The 17,405-nt window shown below is 56.8% G+C and carries 12 protein-coding genes; 11 read left to right on the plus strand and 1 reads right to left on the minus strand.

Annotated elements, in window-relative coordinates; genetic code table 11:
• From ABEA08_RS12885 to ABEA08_RS12920, 8 genes are all read left to right on the plus strand, one after another.
• The coding region (locus ABEA08_RS12885; protein WP_486322305.1) for an EF-Tu C-terminal domain-related protein at positions 1 to 140 on the plus strand (140 nt) is incomplete at its 5' end.
• Between the two features lie 236 nt (positions 141 to 376).
• Complete coding sequence (locus tag ABEA08_RS12890) at positions 377 to 1,237, plus strand: glycosyltransferase family 2 protein (protein WP_345335737.1); 861 nt, start codon at positions 377 to 379, stop codon at positions 1,235 to 1,237.
• Entirely contained in the window at positions 1,234 to 2,367 is a 1,134-nt protein-coding gene (locus ABEA08_RS12895) for a glycosyltransferase family 4 protein (RefSeq protein ID WP_345335738.1), read from the plus strand. Before ABEA08_RS12890 ends, ABEA08_RS12895 begins: the two co-directional genes overlap by 4 nt.
• Positions 2,364 to 3,653 carry an O-antigen ligase family protein gene (locus tag ABEA08_RS12900; protein WP_345335739.1) on the plus strand — a complete coding sequence of 430 codons (1,290 nt, stop codon included), beginning with the start codon at positions 2,364 to 2,366 and terminating at the stop codon, positions 3,651 to 3,653. Before ABEA08_RS12895 ends, ABEA08_RS12900 begins: the two co-directional genes overlap by 4 nt.
• Complete coding sequence (locus ABEA08_RS12905) at positions 3,643 to 4,773, plus strand: glycosyltransferase family 4 protein (protein ID WP_345335740.1); 1,131 nt, start codon at positions 3,643 to 3,645, stop codon at positions 4,771 to 4,773. The genes ABEA08_RS12900 and ABEA08_RS12905 overlap by 11 nt, the downstream gene beginning before the upstream one ends.
• Positions 4,755 to 5,603: a glycosyltransferase family 2 protein gene (locus tag ABEA08_RS12910; RefSeq protein WP_345335741.1), complete on the plus strand. Its 849-nt coding sequence runs from the start codon at positions 4,755 to 4,757 to the stop codon at positions 5,601 to 5,603. Before ABEA08_RS12905 ends, ABEA08_RS12910 begins: the two co-directional genes overlap by 19 nt.
• Before the next feature lie 8 nt (positions 5,604 to 5,611).
• Entirely contained in the window at positions 5,612 to 6,517 is a 906-nt protein-coding gene (locus ABEA08_RS12915) for a glycosyltransferase family 2 protein (RefSeq protein WP_345335743.1), read from the plus strand.
• Entirely contained in the window at positions 6,514 to 7,944 is a 1,431-nt protein-coding gene (locus ABEA08_RS12920; protein ID WP_345335744.1) for an MOP flippase family protein, read from the plus strand. Before ABEA08_RS12915 ends, ABEA08_RS12920 begins: the two co-directional genes overlap by 4 nt.
• Positions 7,945 to 7,993: 49 nt before the next feature.
• Here the strand turns inward: ABEA08_RS12920 and ABEA08_RS12925 are convergent, their stop codons facing one another.
• Complete coding sequence (locus ABEA08_RS12925) at positions 7,994 to 9,802, minus strand: pectate lyase (protein WP_345335745.1); 1,809 nt, start codon at positions 9,800 to 9,802, stop codon at positions 7,994 to 7,996.
• 334 nt (positions 9,803 to 10,136) lie between these two features.
• Between ABEA08_RS12925 and ABEA08_RS12930 the strand changes: the two genes are divergently transcribed.
• From ABEA08_RS12930 to ABEA08_RS12940, 3 genes are all read left to right on the plus strand, one after another.
• The gene (locus tag ABEA08_RS12930) at positions 10,137 to 14,711 is read left to right on the plus strand and encodes a Kelch repeat-containing protein (RefSeq protein WP_345335746.1); all 4,575 of its coding nucleotides are present in this window, start codon (positions 10,137 to 10,139) and stop codon (positions 14,709 to 14,711) included.
• 84 nt (positions 14,712 to 14,795) lie between these two features.
• The gene (locus tag ABEA08_RS12935; RefSeq protein ID WP_345335747.1) at positions 14,796 to 16,193 is read left to right on the plus strand and encodes an undecaprenyl-phosphate glucose phosphotransferase; all 1,398 of its coding nucleotides are present in this window, start codon (positions 14,796 to 14,798) and stop codon (positions 16,191 to 16,193) included.
• A 17-nt stretch (positions 16,194 to 16,210) separates the two neighbouring features.
• Positions 16,211 to 17,398 carry an outer membrane beta-barrel protein gene (locus ABEA08_RS12940; RefSeq protein ID WP_345335748.1) on the plus strand — a complete coding sequence of 396 codons (1,188 nt, stop codon included), beginning with the start codon at positions 16,211 to 16,213 and terminating at the stop codon, positions 17,396 to 17,398.
• Positions 17,399 to 17,405: the final 7 nt, after the last annotated feature.

The raw sequence follows: 17,405 nt of genomic DNA on the forward strand, positions 1-17,405 counted from the left end.
AAATGGTAATGCCAGGCGATAACATCCAGATGGAAGTTACCCTGATCGCGCCAATCGCGATGGAAGAAGGCCTGCGTTTCGCTATCCGTGAGGGTGGCCGTACCGTAGGTGCTGGTGTTGTTGCTACCATCGTTGAGTAATCAACGGTAGTACACACTACTCAGAAAAGGGCGCCTTAGGGCGCCCTTTTTGTTATCTAACTCCCGCTCACCTTTCCCTTCCTTCGTCGCCTGCTGCTCGCACTATTGGCCAGAATACTCCAGTCCCTTTCCACCATTGACCCAAATTTTGACTACGCTTTGTTCACTTACGGAAGCGTCTGATCTGCTCAGGAAAGAGCCCGTGTGAGATTGGTTACTCGATTTTGGGAATAATTATGACTGAGCCTTCCGATAGCGAGTTATCGGCGACTGCAGCGCCCATTCGGCTGTCCGTGTTGATGGCGACCTTAGGCGGCCCCTGCGTGCTTTCCGCGCTGCGCTCTGTGTTGAGTGAGCCCGGTGACGGGTTTGAGATCGTATTGGTGTTGGATACACCCGCGGTCAACCCCGCTGCGCTGCTTTCCCCCTTGAGCGCCGAGCAGCGAGCCAGGATCCGGCTGATCCAAAACCCTGAGAATCTGGGACTAACCCGCTCGTTGAATATAGGGCTGGCCGCATGCCAGGGGGAGTTCATTGCGCGCCTGGACGATGATGACCAGTTCGCGCCCGGGCGGATCGCTAAGGTATTACACATTTTCGATGCGGATCCGGAGACCGATCTGTTGACCGGCTCGGTGTCGGTGTCGATGACGGGGCGCGGTTATCGCTTGTCGGTCCCTCATTCGCATGAAGCACTGGCCCGTTTGCTGCAGCGCCGGAATGGCTTGGTGCACTCCGCATTGAACATTCGTCGCTCTGTTTTGGTGGAGTGCGGTGGCTACAACGAAGGCTTCCGCTTTGCCCAAGATTACGAGCTTTATCTGCGCTTGCTGCGTTATGGCAAGCGATTTAAAGGGACGGAGCAGCTTTTGGCCCAGCGGATCGAGGGGGCAGAAAGTATCACCCTGACCAAGCGTCGCCACCAGGCGCTGTATTCTCTGGCCGCATTGTCGATGCATCACGCTCAGATCTGGGGGGAGGGGCCTGGCGACATACGCCCCATCCTTGGCTCGGTTGCCCGTTTCGCGTGTCCCTCTGCACTGCGCCAGCTGATCCGCTGGTTGCGCTCTTTCCGTTCTAAGGCGTTATTGCGATGACAAAGACTACGATCTTGGTGCTGTTTTCCTATGGGATGTCGGCGACGCGCTGGCAACAGATGGGGATCTTGGAGAAAGAAAAGGTGATCTTTGAAGCCTATCTGGCCAATGGGTTGGCGCAGCGTGTGTTGTGGTTTACCTACGATCCAGCCGATGAGGTGCTGATCGCCCAGATGCAACAAGAGGGTCGACTCGATCGGGGCATTGAGGTGATCCCAGTACCGACTTGGCTATCGAGACCGGGGGGTAAACTGTTGTACTCGCTATTGGGTCCCTGGTGTCGTCGGAGCTGGTTTCGCCAGGCCGATGCGATGATCAACCATCAAACTAGCGGCAGTTGGACCGGGATCATCGCCAAGCTCATCGGGCATGGACGCTTCGTCTATCGCTATGGCCACTCTTTGTGGCGGCGCCATTTGGATCGGCGCCAATATGGCCGCTTGGCCTTTTCGTGGCCGTTGGATCGATTGGCGATGGCGGTGTCGGATCATGCGTTGGTGTGTACCCAAACCGATTATCGCCAGACGTCACAGGGGCGGGGCGTCAGCTTGTGTCCCAACTTCATCGATACCGACGATGGCTTGATGGCCGTGCCCGAGCCGATTGCCCAGCGGGTTGCACGAGGCGTCTTCGTCGGGCGTTTGATGCCCTTTAAGAATCTGTTTCATCTGATCGAGGCTTGTCATCAACAGGGGCTGGGGCTGGATCTGTATGGGGATGGCCCGTTAAAGGCGGGGCTGCAGGCGCATGTTCAATCACTCGGGGCGGACTGTCGCTTCCTTGGGGTGAAACCGAATCGCGAGCTTCGCGTCGCGCTGCGCCAGTACCGCTATTTCTTTTTGGTGAGTAATTATGAAGCGATGCCCAAGGCGTTGTTGGAAGGTTTGGCGGCGGGGTGTGTGAGTGTGGTCAGCCCCAACTACGGCTGTGCCGAGATCGTGGAAGATGGGGTGACGGGGTTCATCAGCGCGGATTGGAGTGTGGCCGCCATTGCCGCTGCCATTGCCCGCGCGAAGACGGCCGATCAGGCGCGGATCAGCCAGGCGGCTGTCAGGCTGGTGGAGCAACAATATTCGCTTAAGCGGGTGATGGCATTGCACCGACACGCCTTATTGGGGGAGGCGCTATGAGGGCACAGGTGCCGGAGGCGTTACCGGGCCAATGGGTGGTCGCCGTGTGGTTCGCCTTGTTCTGGTTTCTTTCGGTGGCATTGGTGAAATGGGAGTTTGGCCTGCCGCTGCGCACCTTGGTCCTGGTCGCTGGGTTGGGCTGGCTGATGTTCAGTTACCGGATAGAGTTGCAATGGTGTGTGCGACATAATCCATTTTTCCCGGCGCTGTGCGGCTTTGGTCTGCTGGGTACCCTCACATCTGCGTGGTCTGGCGTGTCGTTGCCATTGACGGGATTGATGTTGGTGAAGTGGGCGATCCAACCTGGATTGATCTTGCTGTTTACCATGCTGTCTTGTCGGGTGTTAGGCGCTCATCGGGTTTTGCTGCTGGTGCTTTCAGGCGTGGTGATCTCGGCGGTTGTGGCCATCCTGCAGGGATTGGATGTGCAGGCAGCGTGGGATCTGAAATACAAGCTGGAGCAGTTGCAGGGGCTGGATCGCAGCTTGGTGATCTCCGCGGAGCAGAGTAGCGAATTTGGCCGCTTTAGCGATCGCTTCCGCGCCCGTGGTCTGTCCTACTCACCGATCCATTTAGGCTATCAAGTAACCTTGGTGTTTGCGCTGCTTTACTATGCTTGGCAAACCCGCCGCCGGGCACTGTGGCCGCTGTCGCCTCCGGTGACCTTTGCGCTGGTTGGGGTACTGCTGGCCGCGGTGGTCTTTTCCGGTACTCGCTCCTCCTTGTTTGGCTTACTCCTGATCATTCCGGTTCATATGTTGCTGTTCAGTCGCTATCGCTTTGCCAGCCTATTGCTGGTGGCGACTGGATTGCTTTTGGCACCCGCGCTGTTCTATACCCTGTCTGAGCTATTCCAGCTGCGGATTTTTAGTACGTCAGACTCCTCCTTTGCAGCCCGTCTTCCTCTGACTCTACTGGGTCTGAAACTGGTGATGGTCAATCCATTGGGTTATGGCTGGTTGGTTGAGGCCAGTGATCTGGCTCAACAGTTCTGGCACACCTTGTATCAGCTCGATAATGCGGAGGTGGTGGTGCACCGAGGGATCCACAACCATGCGGTGAAGCTGTTGTTTGTCTATGGCGTGCCGGGGTTGGTGTTGATGCTGTGGCTGTTGCGGCGAATGGCGCAGCAATATGGCGGCGCCCTGTTGGTGGGGCTCAGTGCGTATTTCTTCCACGCGCTGTTTCACAATGATGGGATCTTCCTCGGCGGCAACTACATCTGGCTGTTTCTTGGTTTGGTGCACTATCACTGGTTGAGCCACGGAGGTGTACATGGCCGCTAATGTGCGGATCGCCTTTGTTGGCGGCCGGGGCGTTGATTCGCGATATGGCGGCGTCGAAAACGCCATCTGTCAGCTGGCGTCTCGCATGGCGGCCTATCCGCGCACCGAGATCTGGGTGACGGGGCGAGGACGCGGGTTGGGGTTTCGCCGGCAACGTTTTGGGGACGTGCATGCGCTGCAGGCGCCCAAGGTGGTGGGCAAGCTGGGCCATGCGATCTGTACTGCGATACTGTTGCTGCACTTGATGCTGGTGGTGCGGCCCCAGGTGGTGTTGTTGTTTGCCTCGGGCCCCTGTGTGTTTTCCGGGTTACTTCGACTGTGTGGCGTACGGGTGATCGCGTGTCTTAGGGCGATCGACAGTCAGCGCGATGGCTGGCGTGGGCCGGCCCGTTGGATCCTGCGGGCCGGTGAGTATGCGGCCCTGAATCATGCGGACCTCTGTACGGTGAATAGCTTGGCGATGCAGCGTTATTTTGCTGGCCGCGGTGCGGAGACGGTGTATATCCCTAATGGGATCACGCCGTTATTGGCTGATAGGGTGGGCTATTTGGACACCATGGGCTTGGCTGCCAATGGCTATCTGTTGTATGCCGGTCGGCTCGATCCGGTCAAGCGACTGGATGTGCTTTTGCGGGCGCACGCTGGATTGCCAAAGGCGTTGCGTATGCCTTTGGTGGTTGCTGGGGATAAGTGTAAGTCTGCTGAATATAAGCGTCAGCTTGAGCAATTGGCTGGTACGGAGGTGATCTTCCTCGGCCATGTGGATCAAGGCACGCTGTCGACCTTGATGCGCCATTGCGCGTTATTCATTCTGCCTTCGGTGTTGGAGGGGATGTCGAACAGCCTGCTCAGTGCCATGGGGGCGGGGCGTTGTGTCTTGTGTGCCGATGTGGAGGAGAACGCGGATGTGGTGGCGGCGGATCGACGATATCTGTTCGAGGCCGATAATGTCGCAGATCTGCAACGGCAGTTGACCCATTATCTGACCGATCCTGTCAAGCGTGAAGCGGCGGGCCAAGCGCTGCTGCTGATCGGTGCCTCATTGGATTGGACCCATTCGACGGCGCGGTTTTATCAATTAGCTTGTAATGTGGAGTCAATATGCCCGATCTCGAACTGATCACCGTGGTGATCACCACCTACAATCGTCCCGATCAACTGTTGGGGGCCCTGCACAGTGTGGCAGAGCAGGATCACCCGAATATTGAGGTGGTGGTGATCGACGATGCATCAGAGAGGGATTACCGCGAGGTATTGGCCGCTGCCCCGATCCCACTGCGCTACGTCCGTTTGGAACGTAATGGCGGAGCGTGCCGGGCGCGCAATCGTGGGATCCGCGAGGCACAGGGAAGTTTGATCGCCTTTTTGGATGACGATGATCGTTGGGTGCCGGCGAAGTTGTCGCGCCAGGTGACGGCATTGGCGGATGGCGAGGCGTGTCTTTGTGGGTATTTACGCAGCACGGGCCGGGTGCATTTACTGGAGCGTGACACCATCGATGCACAGCGACTCTATCGCCATAACCGGATCTGCGGAACCAGTGGTTTGTTGGTGCGCCGTACCGTCATGCAGGAGCTGTGGTTTGATGAGGCGCTGCCCAATGCGCAGGACTGGGATCTCTATCTACGGCTGGCGTTGCGTCAACCACTGCGCTACGTCCGGGAGCCTTTGATGGTGTTTAATGATGGCGGGCATGAACGGATCACCAACCGTTCCCGCCAGCAAAGCCATAAACAGCTGTTGGATCGACTTAAGGCAGTGGAGAAGCATCGTCCCTTAATTGGGGAGAGTAATTATCGTCGCCGGGTTGCCGGAACCTTGATGGCCTATTGGAGCCAGCGCAATGATCGGGCCCGGGTTTTGTGGCTCTGCATCAAGTATGCCGGTTGGCGCGCGACCGCCGGCTATATGGTCAGCCGGCTCTATCCCTCAACGCCATCGGGAGACTGAGGCGGCCTATGCTCAAAGCCAGCGTCATTATCCCAGTCTATAACGATCCGTTGCGGCTGATCCGTTGCGTCGATGCGATCTTGGCGACGCCACCGACGGACAGTTTTGAGATCCTGGTGATCGACAACGCCAGCGATCCGGCCTGGCAGCTCCCACCGCGGATCTTCCAATTACCCCAGGTAAAGGTGTTGTTTGAAGCCGAACCGAGTTCGTACGCGGCCCGCAACTGTGGGTTATTGGCGGCACAGGGAGAAGTGTTGCTGTTTACGGATTCTGATTGCATTCCGCAACCGGGCTGGCTGCAGAGTGCACTCGATGAATTTGAGCGTTCACCGCAGATGGATATGGTGGCTGGGCCGATAGAGTTGTTTGCGGCATTGCCGTTGCGCCCAACCAGCGCTGAGTTGTTCGACATGGCTTGCGGCTTAGATCAAGAGCGAGCCGTACGCAATAGCAGCGCCTTTACCGCCAACTTCGCAATGCGTCATTCCGTCGTACGTGAGCTCGGCGGGTTTGACGGGCAGGCGACATCGGGTGGAGATGTCGCCTTTACCCAGCGGGCCGTGGCGGCAGGGTTTCATCTTGGTTTCTTCCCGGGGATGTGCGTACGGCACCCCGCGCGGCGGGATCTGTCGCAGTACCGTCGTAAGATCCGCCGGATCGTCAGTGGCGCTTATCAATTAAGCCATCATGAGCCGCGCTTTGCAGAGATGTTCGCCGGCAGTGGCTGGCTACGCAGTACCTTGCGACCCCTGCGCACGGCGAGTCAGATCCTGCGCTCTGAGCGCACCCGCCAGCTCAGCGTGATGGCACGCTGTCGGGCGATCTGGGTATTGCTGCACAACAAGGGCTACATGCAGTGGCTGCGGTTGAATTACCGTTGGGGCCGGCAGAGCGAGGTGTATCGGTCATGATCGCTTCGCTGAAACAAAAGACCCTGCGGGGCGTCGGCTGGACGATTGGCGCGCGTCAGATCCAGCAGGGGGTCACCTTGGTGATCACGGCCATCTTGGCGAACCTGTTGTCACCCGCGGATTTTGGCTTGGTCGGCATGGTCACCATTTTGGTGGGGCTGGCAATGATCCTGGCGGACACCGGCTTTTCAGCGGTGATCGTGCAGGATCAGTCGCTTGGACAGCGTCACTACTCGACGTTGTTTTGGCTCAATCTGGCGATTGGTGTTGTGGTGGCATTGGCCTTTTATTGGAGTGCCCCGGCAGTGGCTTGGTTCTATGGGCGTGATGAGCTTATCCCACTCGCGCAGGTGTTGTCGGTCTCGTTTGTGCTCTCCTCGTTTAGCTCACTGCCGGAAGCTCTGATGCGCAAGGAGATGGACTTTAAGGCGCTGTCTGTGATCGACACCTCCGTGCACCTGCTGGTTGGTGCCATAGTCGTGTTGATGGCATTGAATGGCTTTGGGATCTGGAGTTTGGTGGCGCAGCCGCTGTTACAGCAAAGCCTGAAAGCGGTATTGATGTGGTGGCATTGCTCATGGCGGCCTAGCTTTCTTGTTTCGTTTTATGCGTTGCGAGACGTGTTTCAGTTCAGTGCCAACATGTTGTTATTGCGCTATTTGCACTACACCATGGCGAACATGGATTACGTGATCGTTGGACGTTTTCTAGGGCCAGATCTCTTAGGGATCTATACCTTGGCCTATAAGGTCATGTTTGTGCCCATTCGTAATATTTGCTTGGAGATCGTCAAGGTCTTATTCCCGGCCTTTAGTCAGATCCAGGATGATCCTGTGGCTTTCGCTCGCGCCTATCTTCGTGCGCTGCGTTCAACCTGTTACGTGGTGTTGCCCATGTTGATGGGCATGGTTATCGTGGCGGAGCCGTTTATCCAGACCGTATTTGGCGAGCAGTGGCAGGGTGCTGTTCCGGTTCTTAAATTGCTGTGTTTCGTGGGCATGCTTCATATCTTCATCGCTTTGTCCGGTGTGGTTTTTCGGGCCTTGGGCCGACCTGGATTGGAGTTGAAGATCAATGTAGTGCGGTTTGTGCTGGTATTGCCTGCCTTGTTGGTGGCGATTCAATATGGCCTGGTGCTCTTTGTTTGGGTGCTGTTGATAGCGACCGCGCTGTTTACTTTGGTGCAGCAGATCTACGTCGGCCGGTTGTTGCAATGCGATTGGCGTGATTGTATCTCGGCTTTGCTGCCGCCGTTAGGTGTGTCTCTGGTGATGGGGGCGTTGTTGTTGTGGTTGCAGATCGTTTTGGCTTCGGCCAGTCCACTCAGTCAATTGCTGGTATTGGCCTTGAGTGGCGGCGCGATCTATCTGCTGGGAGTGGCGCTGATCTGGTGGTGCTGTCGTGCGTGGAATATTCGTTTTATTTAAAGCGCCGACTCTCTGGTCGGCGCTATAGATACGACAATTTTCTCTAAATTCAGTTCTCCAGATCATCGGCCATGGCGTGTAACCACAGTTCCAGTGTCGTGTAGCCAGATTCTGTGATCTCGTTGTAGTTAAAGGGCAGCTCCAACGTGTGTCTGTTTTCCGTTAACTGGGGCCATCCTCCGGTATTGTTGTCGCAGTCAATGTGGATCCGAAAGCGTGAGCTGGTGTCGGGCGTTGTATCCCAATCCTGGGTCAGATTGAGCGTCAATGCATTGCTGGACCCACAGCTGTAGCTTTCAGCGATACGCTGCTGACCGGCCCCCTGTCCTTCGAATATTTCAATGACTTTGCCGACATACGCGTTGGACTTGCTGCTGTCGCAATCCTCGATCTTGCCTGTAACGGTCGTGGCCGAGGCGTTGTCGACGTCGGCAACGGGGTAAAGAATGGTGTCAGGTCCAACGCAATCCCGAATGATGCCGCTACGAGCCATAACCTCATCGATGATGCGCTGATCTGTGTCGTCACGGTCATTAGGTCGGGCGCCGGCATTGCTGAGCACGGCTTCGAGCGTTTGGCTGGCGGGCAGCACCTGCAATCCGTCGATCCACAGTGGCGGCTCGGCGGCGATGAACTCCGGTTCGAAGCCGCTATCCGTTCGGGCGCAGGGCCACTCTTCACCGCCCCAGTCTTCACACAGGTTATCGTCGATGTAGATCTTTGAGCCAGCACGATCCTCATCGATCTGAACCCAGGCGTTATGGTTCTGCGACTCATTAGGGCCTTCGAGCCGGACATTGCCGATCACCGTGGTGGTGCGGACCTCGCCGTCATGCGCATCGTTGTTGCTCAGTGGCGACAGGCGCATGGCAACTTGGCGGGCGTTGTAGGTGACGTTGTTGGCGGTGATGATGCTGGGGGAAGTCTCCAGTGGTGCGCGATCGTCGACGTGGGCGATGAGGTTGCCCTGCACCAGCATGTAGGGAGCTGAGATCATCAGGCCCTTGGAGTGGCCGCCTTTAGGATGCATGTTGTTCCACAGGCCCTCACTAACGATGCTGTTGCTGACAGTGACGTATTTCGCCGTGTCCTTAACGGTGAAGGTTTCGTCCAGTCCCCAACTGACGCTGACATGATCAAACACCACATTGTGGGGGCGGCGGCTTTCATCATCGCTTTTGCCGATCACATAGATCCCATCCCTATCGCCCGGGGTGCGGCCTTCGATAGCGTCGCCGGTGCGGATCCGAATGTGTTGGATCAGTGCGTCGTGGGCCTCCCAGCGAATGGAGGCGCCGCGCAGGGTGATCCCGGGAGAGGGCGCAGTTTGCCCGGCGATGGTGATGTAGGGGTTGGTGATATCCAGCAGGCCGAGGCTGGTGAGATCAATGGTGCCGCTGACCTCAAAGACACAAACGCGGGGACCGCTAGCATCGGTGCAGGCTTTGAGTGAGCCGTCGCCCGTCGCATCGAGATTGGTGATCTTGTACACCGTGGTGTTTGGGGTAGCTTCATGGCGGCCGCTGCCAGCCGGGGTATCCATGCCAAAACCGATGGCGCAAGGAATGATGGGCAATGTCTCACTGTCGTATTCGCAATCGGTTGGGGGATCGGGATCGACCGGGGGATCGGGATCGACCGGCGGTTCGGGATCGACCGGGGGATCCGGGTCGACTGGAGGATCTGGGTCGACTGGAGGATCAGGGTCGACCGGGGGTTCGGTCGTATTGGAGTTACTGCTGTCTGAGCAAGCTGTAATGAACGGGGCACCGCTGATCAGCAGAAGAATGAGTAATGCACGCCACGACGCGATACGCCAAGGGGAGCGAGATCGGGATGGGGGAGAGTGTACAACCATATTCACCTCTCATATGTAGACAGTCCGAACTGAGTTCAGGTGGTGTGACCTAAAGAGTATGCGAGCCAGCATGGCGGGCTGCAACTCTAACTCGCAGGTGTCGAGGGGAATGGGGCGCGCCGAAAGGGGTTTTGTACGGCGGATCGGCGGACCAGGATAGGGCGAATTGTTTTATCACAGATCAAAAAAACATGATAAATGAGCGGTTCGTGCGGCTAGATGAAGGAATTGAACTAAGCTTTTGTCTCTTGAATTGTGTCGCAGAGCTAGGATGCTGAACCGAGATAAAGGATGAACCGCGGCCTCAGTCGTTGATGAGTGCGGGGGAGTACCAATGTTGAGCTGGCATTTTGGGCGGCGCGTCGCAATCGCGCTGATGTGTCTGGCGCTGTCAGGCTGGGTCCAGGCGGAGTTGCGGGTCAGTCAATCGCCGCAGCGGACGGGAGCCACCCCCTTGCAGGGGGCCGAACTCAGTGGCATTCGCTACATCTTTTATAGCCCTTCTCAACCGATCAGCCGGGTTGAATTTTTTCTCGATCAGGACAGCAGTGGCACTCGATGGCAGCGGGAGGGCGTTGCCCCTTACGACTTCACCGGTACTGCGTCGAATGGCGATAGTAACCCTTACGGTACCGGGCAATTGAGCAACGCAACGCATTTCATTACGGCATTGGTGACACCTCAAAGTGGTGAGCCCTTTGAAGAGGTTGCCAGCTTTTCGGTCAATAATGATCTGCTCGGTGATCTAGTGTTTGCTCAGCCCTCAGTGAGCTATGTGCCGGATGCGGGGACCTCCCAGCTCAGTGGCAGTTATCTCGTGGCCATTGAGCAGTCTCCGGGTACGGTACTCCCAATCTCTGTCAGCAGTGACCGCAGCTGGCTGCAGTTGGTGGATGGCGTCGATGCCTTCACGGAAACCCCGTCGGGCATCTTATTGGATCTCAATGGATTGGTGCCAGGAACCTATCAAGCCACCTTGACGGCATCAGCGTCGGGATATCAGTCGGCGCAAAAGCAGGTGAGTCTGACCGTGAGCGGCGAGCCTAGTGGTTACCAGCTGTGGGTCAGCGCATCGAGCGATCGCAGTGATGCCGTGCTATTGGCGGGCCAAGCATTGGCCGGTGAGCAATTTGTCTTTGTCTTGCCTGAGCAGGGGATCGATCAGGTCCGCTTTTTCCTTGATGAGACCGACACCAATACGACACCGTTTCAGCGAGAGCGCAGGGCGCCGTTTGATTTTGCTGGGACGGCGGGCAGTCTGGCGCGGCCATTTGATGTGGACAGCCTGACGCAGGGCGCGCACAGCATCCTAGCCGAGATCTCAACAGCGACGGGCGTTGAATTGGTCAATGCTGGCTTTACTATTGGCGACCCCATACTGGCTCTGGTGGCGTCGCCGGCTTCTGTGTCGCTGCAAAGTGATGCGGACGTTGGGATCTTGTCGGCCAAGGTGTTTATCTCGGGCTCGGATGGCACGGCACCGTCGTTCAGCGTGGATACCAACGTGGGTGGCGGCTTGCCCGGCGGGGCTGGCGGATCGCTCGATACCACAACGTCGCCGGCTTCTTATGATATTGAGATCGATACCAGTGGAGTCAGTCCAGGCTCGTATCAGGCCGACTACCAATTTATTGCTGATGGGTATGTTTCGGTCAGCGTGCCGGTGAGTCTGATCATCAATGATCCCGACGGGCCACCTCCGGTCTTGCAGGCCAGCACCGGTAGCCTGAGTTTCTCCAGTGCTCCTGGGCAGGGCGTTATTAGCCAGAGCTTTAGCGTGTCACGTTCGGACGGTGAGGCGGTTAGCGCCAGCGCGGTTGCCAGTGAAGGCTGGTTGACGCCGCAAGTGGACAATGGAGTTATGCCATCCGTCATTGAGGTGATGGTCGATACCGATGGATTGGCGGCGGGCAGTTATAGCGATGTGATCACTGTGTCTGCTCCAGAGCTGGAGGCGATTAGTGTTGCGGTCAGCCTAGTGATCCAAGGCGCTGGCGGTGGTGACGATTGTGCACCCGTAGTCTGTGCCCAGATCAAGGTGGCCTTGCCCTATCGACTTGATTTTGATCAGGCCCGTGGCGGACTGAATGATAGAAACGGCAATGGCACTGGCTTTACTTATTTGCTGCCAACGAGCCGGGGAGATGGCTACCTGCCCGGGTTGTTGGATCTGGATACGTCGATAGAGCGGTTGATTATCCAGAGCACCAAGGGGCTGCAGCATTTGGGTGTTAATTCACTGGATAATGCCGTCGGTGTCGGATTTGCTGGGCCCAACCAGATCGCCCGGATCTCGACGCAGTTGGTGGACACGCCCAGTGGCACCGACAAGTATGAACAGGCCGGGTTGTGGTTTGGCTTTAGTGAGGACCATTACGTCAAATTGGTGGTGGTTTCCACCAGTGGCGTCAACCGGGTAGAGATGCTGTATGAATGGGAGGGCGTGAAGCAGAGTGCGTTCAGCAGTGATGTCGGCGATCTCTCTTCGGCCACATTAGAGTTGGTGCTGTTTGCCAACCCCAATGATCAGACGCTGCATGGTCGCTTCAGTATCAATGGCGGCAGCGAGGTGACGCTGGCGGTCTTAGATCTGCCATCGGAGTTCTTCAGTTTCGACGCGGCAGGGATCGATCCCATTATTGGCACCCGTACCTTCACTGGCTTGATGACCAGCCATCGCAACAGCGACACCTCGCTCGCGTATACCTTCGAGTACTTTGAGGTGCGTGAGGCGCAGGAGAGTGAGCTTGGATCTGGTGGCGGTGGTGGTGGGGGCGGTGGTTCTGGCGGCGGTGGCGAGCCAGTCTCAAGCGCCAATCAATTCCGTTTTGACAAGATCCATACACATTCGCTGGACTTCCCGGCCGCGATGACCTGGGGGCCAAACGGCAAGTTGTATGTCGCCGAAGCCTTTGGAGTGGTGCATGAGTTGACCTTCGACAGCGACTGGCAGGTGATCTCTGACATCACCATCAACTCGATGGTGGAGCTGCAGGGGCCACAATTGACCCTTGGGATCACCAGCTATCACGATAATCCGTCCGATCCGGACGACTTCTCGCTGTGGCTCAACCACAGTAATGCCTCATTTAATGATGGGGCCATCAATTCCGGTGCCGTGACGCGTCTGTCTGGGGAGGACTTTGCGAATGCCGAGACGGTGATCTCCGGTCTGCCTCGGGCTAAAGCCAATCACGGTCCGAACAGCCTCCACTTTGGCCCCGACAACCGCCTCTATCTGGCGATCGGAGGGATCACCGGGGCGGGGGCTGCGGTGGATCCGGCCATAGCCAATACCGAGTTTGGTGATCGGGCCGAGCAGCCTCTGTCGGCGGCCATCCTGGTGGCGGATGTCTTTGCGCCTGGGTTCGATGGCAGTTGTGATAACAGCCCGGATATCTTCGGGCCCAACCCCTGTGATGTTGAGGCGTGGGCAACCGGGCTACGCAACAGCTATGACTTCGTGTTCCATCGCCAAGGTGAGGTGTTTGCGACGGATAACGGTTTGGGGGTGACGGGGGCCTTCCCGCCAAGCCCTACGCCGGATTGCTCGGGATTTGGCGATCCTGCCCCAGTGGCTGAAGGCGGTAACAATCCGGGTACTCAGCAGGATCTGCTGCTGCGTCTGAGCCAAGGGGGTTACTACGGCCATCCGAATCCCAGTCGAGACGAATGCGTCTTTAAGGACGGGAGTGATCAAGGGGTTGCGCCATTGCCTGCGTTTGAGCCGCCGACGATGGAGTTGGGAAAAAACCTGTCCGCCAATGGGATCATCGAATACACAGGCGATCGCGCGTGTGGCCTATTGAACGGCGATCTGCTCTACACCGCGTATTCGAAAAACGACGGGGTGTACCGAGTGCGGATCGGGGCGGATGGCAGTGAAGTGCTGGATCAGCAGCGGGTGTTCGTCGATCTGGTGGATCCTTTGGTCTTGGCTGAGCGGGATGGTTATGTCGCGGTTGGGGAGTTTGGCAGCAATCAGATCGCGATCCTGGAGCTGAATGCGACCGGTTGTTGGTTGCCCGGCAGTGATGCACCACAGCAACTGTTGGATCCTGCCAGTGCGCTGCTCAACGGCAGCTTGCACATCGTTGGTGGCAAGACCAGCAGCGGTCATGTCACGGCGCATTATGCCTATGATGTGGATGCGGACAGTTGGCGCACGCTGGCAGCGAAACCCGGCGACGCAGTGGAGAATGCGGCGCTGGCGGCCTTTGATGGGGCGCTGTATCTGTTTGGCGGCTCAACCGGCCCCTTTAATGGCGCGCGCTCTGAGGCATATCGCTTTGATCCTGGGAGCAACAGTTGGAATGCCATTGCTGCCATGCCCGTGGCGCTGGGCGGGATCCGGGCTGAGGTGATCGGCGACGAGATCCTCATTGCGGGGGGCATGAACGACGACGGTGCCTCAGTGAACTCGTTACTCATCTATACGCCTGCCACTGACAGCTGGCGTGTCGGGCTGGCGATGCCGCAGGCACGAGATAACCCAGGAACGGCCGTCTTGGGCGGAGAGCTCTATGTGATGGGCGGTCGAGAGCGTTTGGCTGACGGCACCACGTTGGACGGTACCTTGGCGTCGATGTCTATCTACGATCCTGCCTCGGATAGCTGGCGCAGTGGCGCGGATATGGTTGAGGGTCGCCGTACCTTCGCGGTTTCGACGGTGAATGGGCGGATCCAAGTGGTGGGTGGCGAGATCGCCAGTGGCGCACCGGAGCAAGTATTTACAGAGGTGGAGGAATACGATCCTGATACGGAGCAGTGGCAGGTGCTCAGTGAAGCCGATGTGCCGACCCATGGCAGCGGCTTTGCTACCCATCAGAATGCCTTGATCCTAGTGGTGGGTGGGCCATCGGCTGGCTCTAGCTATAGTGCTGCGACCTATCAGATCCTGTTCAACTGATTGGAGAGCCGGTATTTGGGGGGGAGAGGAGGGCGCCACGTGACTGCCCTCCGTTTTTCGGATTGTTAATTGTGGGGAAGATGTATGATCTCGGAATCAAAAGCGCCAGATGGCGGTGGTTATGGGTTACGGCTGTTGGATTTGCTGGTCGTGGTTCTGCCGCTGGTGCTGCTGTCTTTAGTGGGGGTTGATGTTGGCTTGCCGGTCAAGCAACAGCTGGTTTGGGGTGTGGTTGCTGCCTTGATGTTGCTCTACTGTTCAGAGGTCTTCTCCTTGTATCGCGCGTGGCACCGTATGCCGTTTGCCGATATGGCGCTGGCAACTCTGGTTTGCTGGTCAGTGGTGGTGTTGACATTGGTGTTCTGTCTCTATTTTCTCAAACTTGCCCCCGATCTCAGCCGAGTGGCCTTTGTTTACTGGAGTGCCATGACCGCGATTGGCTTATTGGTGTGGCGTTGGGGTTATCGCCGGTATCTGCAGCGACAGCATCGCGACGGACAAAGCTTAAAGTCGGCTCTGGTGATCGGGGCAACGCCTATGGCTGAGCGTTTGGTACAGGCGCTGGCGGATGGGCAGGGCACTGGGGTGGAGATCCTCGGTTTTTGCGATGATAGGGAGACATCCCGGTTACCACATCATTGGCAGGGCAAGGTGATCGGTGATATTGAGTACGCCATTGCCCGAGCTGAGCAGGGGGGGATAGATAAACTCTACGTTGCTTTGCCCATGCGGGCCGAGGCACGGATCCGAGAGATCCTGGCCCGATGCGCCAATTCGGTCAGCGAGATCCATGTTGTACCCGACTTCTTTATGTTCAACCTGTTTAATGCGGCTTGGCATGACGTCGGGGGCGTGAAGACACTGAGCGTCTATGAGTCACCCATCCGGGGGCCGTGGGGGATGTTGAAACGGGCGGAAGATCTGGCCATCGCGGGTGTGGCTTTGACGATCTTTGCTTTGCCGATGCTTGTTATTGCCGTAGCCATTAAGTTGGATTCGGCAGGTCCTGTCTTGTTTAAACAGGCAAGGTACGGGATCGACGGGAAAAAATTTGAGGTTTGGAAGTTTCGTTCCATGACGACCATGGAGAATGGAACTACGCTAAAACAAGCCACTAGAAATGACGGTCGGATCACTAGACTTGGTGCGATGCTGCGACGGACATCCTTGGATGAATTGCCGCAATTCTTCAATGTGCTGCAGGGCAGCATGTCGGTTGTTGGACCTAGGCCTCATGCCGTTGCCCATAATGAGCAATATCGGGCTTTGATCCAGGGTTACATGCTGCGCCATAAAGTGAAGCCAGGCATCACCGGTTGGGCGCAAGTCAACGGTTGGCGCGGTGAAACCGACACGTTGGATAAGATGGCCAAGCGGGTGGAGTTTGATCTGCATTACATCACCCATTGGTCTGTGCTGTTCGATATTCGCATAGTGGCGATGACACTGGTCAACGGCTTTTTGCATGAAAATGCTTATTGATACCAAGGGAGTCACCTGTGCGCCAAGTTTTCGGGATCTGTTTGTGGCTGTTAGCCACCTTTGTAAGTGCGAGTGAGTTCGAGCCAGCTAAAATTGAATTGAAAGAGCGCCTATTCTTCAGGCCAACGCTCGAGCTCGAGCTAGGCCACGACGACAATCTCCTCAATACCGGCGGGGACAGTCTAAGCTCCTCATTTATGCGGGTCAGCCCAGATCTTTGGCTGACTTGGGGTCGGCGAATAAGCCATATCCGTACGCACTATCAGCTGGATGCCACCAGTTACTTCGACTCTTCAGCAGACAATTACGTTGACCACCTATTTGATGTTATTGGTCATCATGAGTTTACAGCGAGACACCGGATCGACGGCGAGTACCAGTATCAGCGCGGGCATGAAGAGCGAGGCACCGGGCTGGCTGAGTTTGTTGTGCTAGCTGAGCCGATCGAATACAGCAAGCATCGTGTTGAGCTCGGCTACGGTTTTGGAGCTGAGGCCGCGAAAATGCAGATTGGCGTAAAACTGGGGTTTGAGGATCGAAAGTACGAGAACTTTCGTCGAGATCTGACCGAATATCGTGATTACGATGACGTCAGTTATGGCGCTGATGTGAGTTGGCGGTTAGGCCAACGAACCTCACTGCTCTTTGATGGTCGCTATTCGGATCGGCGCTATGATCGCATTAATCCTTTAGGCTCGAGTCGGGACAGCAGCACACTGAGGTTTTTAACCGGCGTAAGCTGGGAGGCCAGTGGAAAGACGGAGGGGCGTGTCACCTTCGGGCTCGAAGAAAAGAACTTTGATGACGGCAACCGAGAGGATTTCTCGGGCTTTTCTTGGGATGTTGGCGTGATATGGCGCCCCCGCAGTTATTCCACGGTGGAGCTAAGCAGCGCGAGAGCGGCAAAAGATCCCTTTACTGCCGGTGACTATGTCGCGGAGTCGGTTTATCAGCTGGGGTGGACGCACTATTGGCGTGAGCGCATAGCAACACAACTGGATTATCGTTTTGAGAATGACGATTACACCGGTGTGTCTCGGGAGGATGATATTCATTCCGTCCACTTTGGTGTGATCTATGAGTTTCGACGTTGGTTGAAGTTTGAGCCCTATATTCATTACTACGATCGCAGCTCAAGTCGGGCGCTAGATGCGATCAACTATGACAAGAGTCGGTTCGGGCTTTTGGCTACGATAGCGATGTAACCGAGGT

This window comes from Ferrimonas pelagia (assembly GCF_039543565.1).
In the GTDB taxonomy this organism is placed as follows: Bacteria; Pseudomonadota; Gammaproteobacteria; order Enterobacterales; family Shewanellaceae; genus Ferrimonas; species Ferrimonas pelagia.